At 53.5% G+C, this 11,021-nt stretch carries 13 protein-coding genes; 9 read left to right on the top strand and 4 right to left on the bottom strand.

Going from position 1 to position 11,021, the window contains the following annotated elements; genetic code table 11:
• Window positions 1-43 precede the first annotated feature (43 nt).
• Window positions 44-361 (top strand): ATP/GTP-binding protein, encoded by a 318-nt coding sequence (locus HFM78_RS16300; RefSeq protein ID WP_396032886.1) that lies wholly within the window; start codon window positions 44-46, stop codon window positions 359-361.
• Entirely contained in the window at window positions 361-1,032 is a 672-nt protein-coding gene (locus tag HFM78_RS09810; RefSeq protein ID WP_287129264.1) for a DUF3226 domain-containing protein, read from the top strand. Before HFM78_RS16300 ends, HFM78_RS09810 begins: the two co-directional genes overlap by 1 nt.
• A 27-nt stretch (window positions 1,033-1,059) precedes the next feature.
• Here HFM78_RS09810 and HFM78_RS09805 read toward each other — a convergent pair whose 3' ends face one another.
• Window positions 1,060-2,328 (bottom strand): O-antigen ligase, encoded by a 1,269-nt coding sequence (locus tag HFM78_RS09805; RefSeq protein ID WP_287129263.1) that lies wholly within the window; start codon window positions 2,326-2,328, stop codon window positions 1,060-1,062.
• Window positions 2,329-2,395: 67 nt separating this feature from the next.
• Here HFM78_RS09805 and HFM78_RS09800 point away from each other — a divergent pair, with 67 nt between their 5' ends.
• Entirely contained in the window at window positions 2,396-2,953 is a 558-nt protein-coding gene (locus HFM78_RS09800) for an NUDIX hydrolase (RefSeq protein ID WP_287129262.1), read from the top strand.
• On the opposite strand, the gene HFM78_RS09795 is transcribed toward HFM78_RS09800, so the two are convergent.
• Entirely contained in the window at window positions 2,950-4,320 is a 1,371-nt protein-coding gene (locus HFM78_RS09795) for a sodium:proton antiporter (protein ID WP_287129261.1), read from the bottom strand. The two genes, HFM78_RS09800 and HFM78_RS09795, sit on opposite strands and share 4 nt — an antisense overlap.
• A gap of 129 nt (window positions 4,321-4,449) precedes the next feature.
• Between HFM78_RS09795 and HFM78_RS09790 the strand changes: the two genes are divergently transcribed.
• Window positions 4,450-5,937, top strand: coding sequence for a peptide MFS transporter (locus tag HFM78_RS09790; RefSeq protein WP_287129260.1), 1,488 nt, complete (start codon window positions 4,450-4,452; stop codon window positions 5,935-5,937).
• A gap of 114 nt (window positions 5,938-6,051) precedes the next feature.
• Here HFM78_RS09790 and corA read toward each other — a convergent pair whose 3' ends face one another.
• Window positions 6,052-7,203 carry a magnesium/cobalt transporter CorA gene (gene corA, locus HFM78_RS09785; RefSeq protein WP_287129259.1) on the bottom strand — a complete coding sequence of 384 codons (1,152 nt, stop codon included), beginning with the start codon at window positions 7,201-7,203 and terminating at the stop codon, window positions 6,052-6,054.
• Window positions 7,204-7,303: 100 nt separating this feature from the next.
• On the opposite strand from corA, the gene HFM78_RS09780 reads away from it, so the two are divergent.
• From HFM78_RS09780 to HFM78_RS09765, 4 genes are read left to right on the top strand one after another with little or no spacing between them, the layout of a single operon-like run.
• Complete coding sequence (locus HFM78_RS09780; protein ID WP_287129258.1) at window positions 7,304-7,594, top strand: hypothetical protein; 291 nt, start codon at window positions 7,304-7,306, stop codon at window positions 7,592-7,594.
• Window positions 7,595-7,597: 3 nt separating this feature from the next.
• A complete protein-coding gene (locus HFM78_RS09775) occupies window positions 7,598-8,041 on the top strand; it encodes a hypothetical protein (RefSeq protein WP_287129257.1) in 444 nt (147 codons plus the stop codon).
• Window positions 8,042-8,050: 9 nt separating this feature from the next.
• Window positions 8,051-8,788: a hypothetical protein gene (locus HFM78_RS09770; RefSeq protein WP_287129256.1), complete on the top strand. Its 738-nt coding sequence runs from the start codon at window positions 8,051-8,053 to the stop codon at window positions 8,786-8,788.
• A 7-nt stretch (window positions 8,789-8,795) separates the two neighbouring features.
• Window positions 8,796-9,803, top strand: coding sequence for a glutathione S-transferase family protein (locus HFM78_RS09765; RefSeq protein ID WP_287129255.1), 1,008 nt, complete (start codon window positions 8,796-8,798; stop codon window positions 9,801-9,803).
• Between the two features lie 46 nt (window positions 9,804-9,849).
• Here the strand turns inward: HFM78_RS09765 and HFM78_RS09760 are convergent, their stop codons facing one another.
• Window positions 9,850-10,131, bottom strand: coding sequence for a hypothetical protein (locus HFM78_RS09760; RefSeq protein ID WP_287129254.1), 282 nt, complete (start codon window positions 10,129-10,131; stop codon window positions 9,850-9,852).
• 56 nt (window positions 10,132-10,187) lie between these two features.
• On the opposite strand from HFM78_RS09760, the gene HFM78_RS09755 reads away from it, so the two are divergent.
• Window positions 10,188-10,529: a hypothetical protein gene (locus HFM78_RS09755; RefSeq protein ID WP_287129253.1), complete on the top strand. Its 342-nt coding sequence runs from the start codon at window positions 10,188-10,190 to the stop codon at window positions 10,527-10,529.
• Window positions 10,530-11,021 lie beyond the last annotated feature (492 nt).

Here is an 11,021-nt window from a genome sequence, read left to right as displayed (position 1 = left end):
GTTAGCAGCTTTCTCGAATTAAATTTAGCTGTTCACCACTTATATGGAAGAGCCCGCGGCTGTAACTTCAAACGGTGGTGTTCTCCTTGTTGATGAAATTGATACAGGTCTACACTACTCTGCACAGACTAGTATGTGGCGACTATTGATGGAGACTGCTGAGCGGCTGAATGTCCAGATATTTACTACTACTCATAGTTGGGACTGTGTATGTTCTTTTCAGGAAGCTCTTGGCAAAGTTTCCAATTCCTCTGTAGGTAAGCTATTTCGAATTGAGACACAGGGGGAGTACTCTAGAGCAGTTGTGTACGAACCTGATGAGTTAGTTGTTGCTGTCCGTCAAAGTGTTGAGGTGCGATAATGTCTCGTGTAAGTAGATGTTCTCCACATCCCTATCAATTGCTAGTCGAAGGTAAAAATGATATGCACGTTATTAAAAATCTTTGTAAAAAATATAACTTAAAAGAAGATATTTTTACTATAGACGCTCCTGAGGAATATAACGAGGAAGGCATTGAGAATTTATTGAAGAGACTACCTCTAAAGATTAAGGAGTCGGGACGGAAGACTCTAGGAATTGTTGTAGATGCTGATGAAAATATTACATCTCGTTGGCAATCTATTCGGGACCTTCTTACAAGGTCCGGTTACTCCGATATCCCTGTTCATCCCCCATCTAATGGGTATATTAATTCAAAAGTATATGCTAATTTCCCTCCACCACTTATCGGTGTTTGGGTCATGCCCAATAATCAGCTACCAGGAATGTTAGAAGACTTTGTTACTTGGCTTATCCCCCCTAATGATCAACTATTAGTGATAGCACGTAAGACTTTGGATGACATTGAGGATAAAAAATTGGATCTTTACTCAGGTCCTTCGCGCTGTAAGGCACTTATTCATACTTGGCTTGCGTGGCAACAAGAGCCAGGGAGACCTATGGGTGCAGCGATTACGAACAAGGCACTAAATTATGACTCAGCCGAAGCTCTTGCATTTGTTGCATGGTTGAAAAGGCTATTTATTGAGTAAGCTACACCAACAATGTATTCACTAAATTCAACAACTGTTTCTGCTATAGGGCTTATAGATATCTGCCACTTGCCACAGGAGAGCCAACCAGAGCCAGAACTGAGCATTCACACGAGATTCATAGAAAGCCACATCAAAAAGTCCGAAACAAAAATAGCCCACCAACCCTAATAAGAGACCGACTGTCCACCACCACGCCGCCAGCGGTAACCAGGGTAGGGCCAAAGCCGCCCGCATCATCACCCAAGCGTAGAACCCCAGTAGAGCCATGGTCAGCGGGAAACCCAGTTCAGCACAGTAGGTCAAGTAGAGATTGTGAGCGTGGATCGTCGGGCCTTTTTTACGGTAGATATCCACGCCTACGTAAGGGAATGTCTGGGGACCCCAACCCGTCCAAGGCCGCGCCAGAGCCATTTCAGAGGCAATCCGCCAGGCTTCAAGTCGTTCGGTAGTAGACTCGTAAGCGGTTACTCGGGAGTCAAAAGTATTGGCGATTTTTTGCCAAAGGAACTGCGGGACCACCTGACGTAAAGGCGCGACCACGGGCCAAGTCGTCGGTCCCACCGCTGCCACCAAGACCCCCGCCACCGCCACCGCGAGCATCAACACCGTCACCCAGCGGCGGGTATAGACCAAGAGCAACGAGAGGGCTAAGGTCATCGCGCCCCAGGCATTGCGCGAGGCTGTCCCGACCAAGGCCACCAACGCAAATAACCCCCCGCCCAATAGTGTTAACCCGACCCGGGGCTGGGGATGACCCACCCAAAATGTCAGGGCCAAGGGGATGACCAGCAACAGATAGGCCGCCGTGGAGGTGGGCCAGAAGAAAAAAGATGTAACCCGGTCTAGAACGCCCGCCTCTGCCTCCGAACCCATGGTGACTTCGAGGACCCCCAGGATTTTCCACTGCCAGTTGCGTCCACTCAGCCATTCCGTAACCCCGACGACCCCGGTGACTCCCGCCGCTCCCAGACTCCAGGTCAACAGTGTACCGAGCCGTTCAGGAGTTGAAGTCAGTCGAGTAATTAACCAGAAAAAAAGGAAAAAAGGTAAGTAGTTAAAAAGTCCCGCTAGACTCTCCCAGGGCCGATAGCTGAGGAGCGTCACCCCCACCAACCCGAGACTGAGCCCCCCTAGCCAAGCCAAGGGGCCATGCTCCCACCGGGGCCACTCCCGGCGCAACTGTAGCCCTAGACTCACTGCCCAAGCGGGTAACAGCAAAATCGTACTTACCGGGAGACAGACTACCCCCATTAGGAGCCAGCCCCACGGATTGAAGCCCTTTGTCTTGTCCACATAGCAGATCCTACTATGGTCCCGCTAGCCCATGGCAAACTAGGTGAAGCGGTGTTAGGGATTCATCATGGCTTTTGCAAAACCAGTTCCCTCCGAAATCATGCAAGAACGCTTGTCCTTCACGGGGTCCAAGTTCACCTTTGTCTCTCAACAGCTACGCTTTCCCAATGGCACCCAGGCGGAACGACAGTACATTCTTCATCCCGGCGGGGCGGTCGTTGTCCCGGTTACGGCTGAGGGCAACTTCATGTGTATCCGTCAATATCGGTTTGCCATCGCCAATTATATTTATGAATTCCCCGCCGGGACCCTAGAACCCGGCGAGTTACCCGGTCAGACGATCCGCCGTGAACTGGCTGAAGAGACGGGCTATCAGGCCAAACGCTGGGATGAGTTGGGAGAGTTTTATTTGGCTCCTGGTTATTCTGATGAGGTCATGTATGTTTACTTGGCGCGGGACCTCAGCCCGGTGGCTCACCCACCCGCCGGGGATGAGGATGAAGATATTGCGGTGGTGGAGTTTAGCCCAGCGCAATTGATGGAACGGATGACCACTCTGGCAGTGGATGCCAAGACGATTGCTTGCTTTTTTCGGGCGCAACGGTTTTTGGCCCAGGAAGGTTAGACCTTTTGCTTGGCCTTACGAAAGATTCCCCCCTTGATGCGGGTGCCTATGGCAACAACTCGGTGGTTGCGGGTAATTTTGCCATAGCTATTCATCAATGGGGTGACGGAGATGCCGTGGACCACGATGGAGACTGCAACTACCGTGAGGGTCATGCTAATCATCCAGTTAGCAAGCCCCGGGGCGAGACCGTGTTCTACGGCGTACATCAGGTAATAAATCGAACCCAAGCCCCGAATCCCAAACCAACCCATGAGGCCTTGCTGTAAACCTGAAGTCTTGGACCCGAGCAGACCCAGCCAGACCGAGAGTGGACGAACCACCAAGAACAAAACTGGAATTAACCAGTAGGTTTCAACTGGCGGCGGGTAATAGGAGGAGAGCATCGCCCCCAGGATGACCACCACCGCCACCTCACCAATGCGCTCTAGCTGCTCATTGAAGCCCAGTACAGCCTGGGTCATGTAGGCCGGGGCTTTCTCCGCATCGGTTGCGACCTCTTCTGGAGCCCCTTGGGCTGCCGCTGCAATCACCTCAGCGGGAGCCTTCTCGCCCGTGGACTCCATCTCAATTCGGCGTAGGGCTAACCCAGCGGTGAAAACCGCCAAAAACCCATAGCTATAAAACAACAGGGCTACGCCGTAGGCAAGCGCAATCAGTCCGAGGGCCAAAAAGTCATCCAGGCCGACTGCCTCTTTGTGCTCACGGCGTAAATAGAGGACCAACTTGCCTACGCCCAATCCCAAAAACCACCCTATGCCCAAGCCCACTGGAGCCGCCCAGAGGACATCCACTAAGAACCAGCGTGCTCCCCAGGGTCCCAACTCGTGTAGACCCATCAACCCCAGCCCCAGCATCACAAAAGGAAAGGCCGACCCATCATTGAGTCCCGCCTCTCCCGTCAAGCCAAAGCGTAGGCGGTCACGGTCAAAAGGGTCCTCGACAGCGACATCTGAGGCCAAGACGGGATCGGTCGGGGCCAGGATGGCACCGAAGAGGACGGCGGCTCCCCAGGACAACCCCAGTCCATAGACCCCGACTAAGGTAATGAGTCCGACGGTAATCGCCATGGAAACAAAAGCCAGCCTCATCGGGAGGTACCAGCGTTTTTCGGTGAAGGGGGTGCGGAGTTTGAGACCAGCAGTGAAAAGCGAGATGAGAATGGCAATCTCGGTGATCCGCTCCAGCAGTCCAGCCTGTTCTATAGGGTTAATGCGAATCACACTAAACCCGACAGGACCGAGGATAAATCCGACCCCGAGATAGAGCATCGCCGTGGTCAGGGGTAAACGTTTGACTACGGTGGCGGACATCGCCATACTGACCAGCAATATCCCGACGATGACAAACCAAACATTGAAATTCATGGCCCTCTCCGCACGTCCATCTATCTTTAGGGACCCCACCTAATTTCACATCCTTCAAATGACGGACAGTGCCTCATAGACGCTAGGTTTGATAGATTAATTTAAATCAAAGCCGCCCGTGAGATCCCCGTGCAGAACCCGACCCTTGCGCCCGAGCCCTACATCATTGAACCCACTGGCTTTTTTGGACATCCCCGGGGTCTGGCGACCCTCTTTTTTACAGAGTTTTGGGAGCGGTTTAGTTATTACGGGATGCGGGCCTTGTTGATCCTTTTTATGACAGCTTCTGTCCAAGAGGGGGGCTTGGGTTATGACACGGCTAAGGCTGGGGCGATTTATGGGCTGTACACGGCGATGGTCTACCTGATGGCCCTGCCCGGTGGTTGGGTAGCCGACCGCTTGCTGGGCCAACGTAAGGCGGTGTTCTGGGGGGGGTGCGTGATTGCCTTGGGGCATTTCTCCTTAGCTATTGAGAATGAAATGACGTTCTATGCCGGGTTGGTCCTCATCGTGCTGGGGACGGGTCTACTGAAGCCCAATATCAGTGTGATGGTCGGGGCCTTGTACCCGGAGGGCGGAGCTAAACGGGATGCGGGATTCTCAGTCTTTTACATGGGCATTAACCTGGGGGCGTTTGTGGCACCGCTGGCCTGTGGTTATCTCGGGGAAAGTGTGGACTGGCACCTCGGGTTTGGGCTGGCGGGGGTGGGGATGGTCCTGGGGCTGGTGCAGTACCGTTGGGGCGAGAAGTACCTGGGTGAGGCGGGCCTTCAACCCGCGCCCCTCGCTTCTCAAGAAAGCAAACAGGTCTATACCATCCTCTACGGGGGGCTAGGGGTCGTCGCGCTTGTTCTCCTGCTGGGTTTCAGTGGACTTCTACCGATTGATGTCGGGACGCTGGCGAACCTGGGCGGGGTGGTCATTGTCGGGGTAGCCCTGTCGTATTTTGGTTACATCTTGGCGGCGGGGGGCTTGACGGCGGCGGAGCGCAACCGAGTCTTGGTGATTGCGGCGTTATTTATTTTCTCGGCTCTATTTTGGTCGGCTTTTGAACAGGCGGGCTCCTCATTGAGTTTGTTTGCTAATGACTTGACTAATCGCTATGTGGGTAGTTTTGAGACCCCAGCCAGTTGGTTACAGTCGGTTAACCCATTGCTAATTATTGGACTCGCTCCCGTTTTTGCTTGGTTATGGGTCGCCTTGGGCCGCTTGCAACCCAGTCTGCCCGTCAAGTTTGCCCTGGGCTTGATTTTTGTCGGCTTGGGGTTTGCGGTGATTGCCTTTGCCTCCATCCTGGCAGTAGGCGGGAACAAAGTCAGTCCGTTGTGGCTGGTCCTGACGTTTGTTTTTCATACGATTGGCGAGTTGTGTCTGAGTCCCGTGGGGTTGAGTGCCATGACTAAGCTGGCTCCCCAACGCCTAGTCAGTCAGATCATGGGGGTCTGGTTCACCTCGGTCTCCCTCGGTAGCTTGATTGCCGGACGGGTGGGCGGCCTGTTTGAATCCTTACCTCTACCGCAACTATTTGGGGCGGTCTGTGCATTCACAGTGGTAGCAGGGTTACTCCTATTACTGCTTGCCAAACCAATCCAGAGCTTGATGGGCGAAGTGAAGTAATCAAGTAGAGGCTAACCGACGTATGGATGCCCACGAAGCCCAGTTTACGGGTTTACAAGTGGAGAACCGTCATATTCTGGAGCGTATGGAACGGCGGGACCGGGGGGAGTTGGGTTAATTTTTGGGGTCGGCGAAGTTCTCGAACCAGCCTTTTTTCCAGAAGTAAAACAATAGGCTGACGATGATGGTGAGCATCACGGCCCAGACTAGCGGATAACCCCAATACCAGTTGAGTTCCGGCATATTATAGGGCGAACGTTCAGTGTTGAAATTCATCCCGTAGACGCCAACGATAAAGGTCAGTGGAATAAAAATTGTTGAAATAATCGTTAATACTTTGATGATTTCATTCATCCGGTTACTAACCGAGGACAAGTAGATATCCATCAGACTGGCAGCGAGTTCTCGGTAGGTCTCGACCATATCCAGGACTTGAACGGCGTGGTCGTAGCAATCGCGCAGATAGATACGGACTTCCGGCGTAACCAGGAGATTTTCGTCACGAATTAAGGTGTTGATGGCATCGCGTTGGGGCCAGATGGCACGGCGGAGGGCGAGCAGTTCCCGGCGGATGGCGTGGACCCGCTTTAATGTCTGGCGGGTGGGCCGGGTGACGACCTCCTCCTCTAGTTCTTCAATGCGTTCACCATAGTCTTCTAATACCGGAAAAAACCCGTCAATAATTGCGTCAATCAACGAATACATCAGATAGTCTGGTCCCAGTTTACGGATAGAACCTTTATTAGCCTGGAGGCGACGACGGACCATGTGGAAACAGTCGCGGTCGGGTTCTTCTTGGACGGTAAGGAGGTAATGTTGGCCCAGGATAAAGCTCACCTGTTCACTAACAAAGCCCGTCCCGGTCGGTAGCGGCAGAACCATCCGCGCAATGTATAAAATCTGGTCTGGGTACTCTTCGGTTTTGGCGCGTTGGGGGACATTGACCACATCTTCTAGGACCAGTGGATGCAGACCAAAGACCCGGCCCAACTCCTGCAACATCGGCTCATTCCCCAACCCGCGCATATCCACCCAGGAGACTGACTGGCTATCGAGGTAAGGTTCACAATCGGCGGGATGGTTAAGGGTTTTCTCTACCAGGCAGCCATCACGGTAATCTACCAAATAAATCTCTGGGGTCGGCGCGTCCGGCTCCACTTGCAGGGTCCCCGGCATACTGCCCGGTTCGTCCCAGGTGTAATCCACGTAGGACTTCGCTTCCTCAATAATTTTGGCTGGGGCTAGGCGGGGGTTTACATCAACCATGGCAGTCCACGCTCAATATCCGTCATCTTGGCATACCACGGTCTACGACCTAGGGCAGAAGGTGAGGCTGGTATGATGCGAATGGTATTCAGGAGTAGCGATGGCGACCGTACCTTTAAGTTGGTTTGATGAGGCCACCGGACAGGTCAGCCTCACCCAGTATTTTCAACAGATGGAAAGTTGGCAGCGGGCCATGACCGACGGGGTGATTAGCCCCGAGGAAATCCGCACCCAGGGCGAGCGCGTGGTAAGTCTACTCAAGGAAGTTGAACCCCTCGTCACTCCCGAACAACATCTTCAACTGAGTGAAATTTTTGCGGAGATGGCGGTCCTTCAGGCGATGCAGGGGAACGCGCTGACCACCGCCCTTCAACCCAAGCAGGGGGGCTAACCGATGCGTGTCCGTGCTTTTTTGATCCCGGATACTTCACCGCGCTATCTGGCGACTGCCCTTGAATCCTGGTTCCGCACCGAGGATTTTGAGACCCAGAGCTATGAGGGACCCGATGGGACCTATGTAGTCCAAGGCCGCAAAGAGAACTTGCTGCGCTTCTTGTTTGGGCTGTCGGCGGCCTTGGTGGTCACAATTGGCACCCAGCCGGACGGGGCCTTGACGATTAGCACTGGCGCGGGCAGTTGGGCGGATAAGTTCCTGGCGGGGTTTGCCGGGGTGTTGTTGTTTGCGCCCTTGGCTTTCACGGCGGTCTATGGGGTCTGGCGGCAGGATGGTCTCGAAGACAAGCTCTGGAATTATGTACTGCAACGCCTACCCAACGCCCAGGAAGTCCCGGTCCAAATCCCCGAGCAGCCCTTCAATCCTGTCAAATTAGCCCCCTAGGAGAGCGTCATGCAGACTCGTGTTTATTACGCGCCCGGTTTGAGTGCCGAAGACTTGGGCCAACGGGTCCGCCAGTGGTTTGTGGACCAGGACTATGAGACCCAGTTCTTTGAGACCCCGGACGGACGCTTACTGGTCCAGGGCTACCGCGATGACCTGTGGCGGGTGGCGATTGGCTTTGCTGCTGCGATTACCGTCCACATCCGGCCCCTTAGTGACGAACGGTTGGAAGTTGAACTCGGGGCCGGGGCTTGGGGTGATAAAGCGATTACGGCGGGGCTTGGGTTACTGTTCTTTTTGCCCTTGGTCCTGACGGCGGCTTGGGGGACTTGGCAGCAGTACCAGTTGGATAAGCAATTGTGGGATGTGATTGGGGCGGCTCTACCCACGGGTTCCGAAGTCCTTAGTGATGCGCCTACCACAAAGGTGGCGACGAACCCAGCCGTGCCGGAACGCTGGTTTGACGAGGCCAGTGGCGAAATCTATGCCGTGCGCTTTGTCGAGCGGATGGAGAGTTGGCAGCGGGCGATGGCGGATGGACAGATTGACGCCAGTGAGATCCAGGCGCAAGGTGATTGGGTGACGGGCCTGCTCCGGGGTATCGAACCCTCCCTCAGCCCGGAAGCCCACCAGAAACTCACCCTGGCTCTCCAGGAACTCGCGGTCCTCCAGGGGATGCAGTCCTACGCCTTACTCCAACATCTCGACCCAACGACTCCGCCCGCCCGTGCCGACGAGGTAGGCTAGGGCTGTCATGTCCCCGGAATCTCCGCCCCTAGGCCGCTCCACCCTCCCGCCCAAATTTTTGATTGGGCTTGGGCAATTGGTCTGGAGCGGACTCTGGCACCTGATGATGTCCAAGCTGGCCCCCCGCAGTACTTCTGGCGGGTATGTGCGTCCAACCAGTCAGTTTCATCACCGGATCGGGACTCGTGAGTATCCTTCCGCTAAGGGACGCTATCAACTATTAGTCGGCATGGGCTGTCCTTGGGCACACCGGACGCTGTTGATCCGGGTACTGAAAGGACTCGAAGCGGCTGTACCGATCGTTATCGTCCAACCCTCCCCGACAGAGGGCGGCTGGGTATTTGACCAACCCAAGGAGGGCTGTCACGCCCTGTCCCAACTCTATGCCCTCGCACAACCGGGCTACGGTGGACGCGCTACGGTCCCGGTTCTCTGGGATAGTGAGACCAAATCTATCGTTAACAATGAGAGTGCTGAGATTATCGTGCTGCTCAATGACCAGTTCAATGAATTAGCAAAGTATCCCGAACGCGACTACTATCCTATTTCCCTCCGTCCAGAGATTGATTGTTGGAATGAAAAAATCTATCACACAGTAAATAATGGGGTTTATCGCTGTGGCTTTGCTCAAACCCAGTCCGCCTATGATGTTGCGGTTACAGAATTGTTCTCTACTTTGGATGAACTGGATGGGGTACTTGCTACTAACCGTTACCTGTGTGGGAACTGGGTGACGTTGGCAGATATTCGTCTATTTACGACATTGTTTCGGTTTGATGTTGTTTACCATGGCTTATTTAAGTGCAATTTACGTCGCATCCGGGACTATCTACATCTCGGAGCTTATCTGCGTGACCTCTATCAACTGCCTGGGGTTGCCAGTACCTGCGATTTAACCCAGATTAAGCGTGACTATTACGGTAATCTCTTCCCGCTCAATCCCGGCGGTATCATCCCCGCTGGCCCGGACTTAGCCGAGTTATTGGAACCCCATGGGCGCGAAAAACTAAGTTAATTCACGATGTCCGCTTCCCTTGGGTATTAGCTCAAGGGCTCAAGCCCTAGACCTTAACTGCTGTTCCATCTGTTCTGAGAAGGCGTTGCTGTTTTTCGGAGGGGAGATTATCCACAGGGATGTCATCTTCGGTAACGATGGTGTCCACGACCGAGGATTCGATAGTTGGGTCATGGGTCAGTCCAAGCGCAGTATGTCCCCAGTGGATCGCCGCCCCCACGTGGTGGGGTAGAGGAGTAGGAACAATGGTCTCTCCTGCCTTTTGCTTTATCAAGAGCGGCGTAAAACCCCTAGCTTTAGCTATGGGGATATAAGCCGTATCAACCAATGGCGCATAGGATATCTAAGCGACAACTTTCAGCTTAAATAAACTATAATAGTAGTATGTTAGTTCTTGAGTCAAAGTTAGTCGCCGCCCCTAAGCAGTTTGCCTTAATTGATGAGGCGATCCGCTCTTTCCAATTCATCCGCAATAAAGCCTTGCACTACTGGATAGATACTAAGGGTGCTACTAAGTATGACCTTAACAAACAATGTGCAATCCTAGTAAAAGAGTTTGCATGGGCCGGAAAACTTAATTCTATGGCAAGACAATCCGCAGCAGAACGAGCATGGTCGGCAGTCTCTAAGTTCTTTGACAACTGTAAAAAGAACATTGTGGGCAAGAAAGGCTATCCTAAGTTTCAGAAAGATAACCGCTCCGTTGAGTATAAAACTACCGGATGAAAACTTTCCGATGAACGCAGATTTTTAACGTTAACGGATGGGTTTGGGATAGGTAAGCTCAAACTACTGTCAGTGTGGCTGTGTACTAGACCGTGACCACAATGCAGCCTTGCATATCTTGGCAGCAGGATTGAAGTCGTACCCAGGGGCACTGGGAAATGTCAACGCTTGGGGAGAGCATAGCCCCTACGACAGAGGCACAATCCGATGTTGCAAGCTGACGCGTGGAACCAAGAGCTGGGCGGTACCGCCCAGCTATCCCCCGGCTTTAGCCGTGGGGAGTGTCAATACCTCTTCTGCCTTGGTCCCCCACGAGTGGGGCGGAGGGGCCTTCTTATGGCTGCAAGCGTCCCGGAAAGTTCCGCCGGGTACAGAGACGACAATATGGAAAGAGTATTGACATGCTCCCCGACCTAAAGGAGCGGTGATTCCCTTGCGGTTACTGGCTCACAGACAGCATTTACCGTTGACGATGACTCGCCAGCAGCAGCG

Source organism: Candidatus Cyanaurora vandensis (assembly GCF_013285555.1).
Lineage (GTDB): Bacteria > Cyanobacteriota > Cyanobacteriia > Gloeobacterales > Anthocerotibacteraceae > Cyanaurora > Cyanaurora vandensis.
This window is presented reverse-complemented; position numbering and strand designations above follow the sequence as displayed.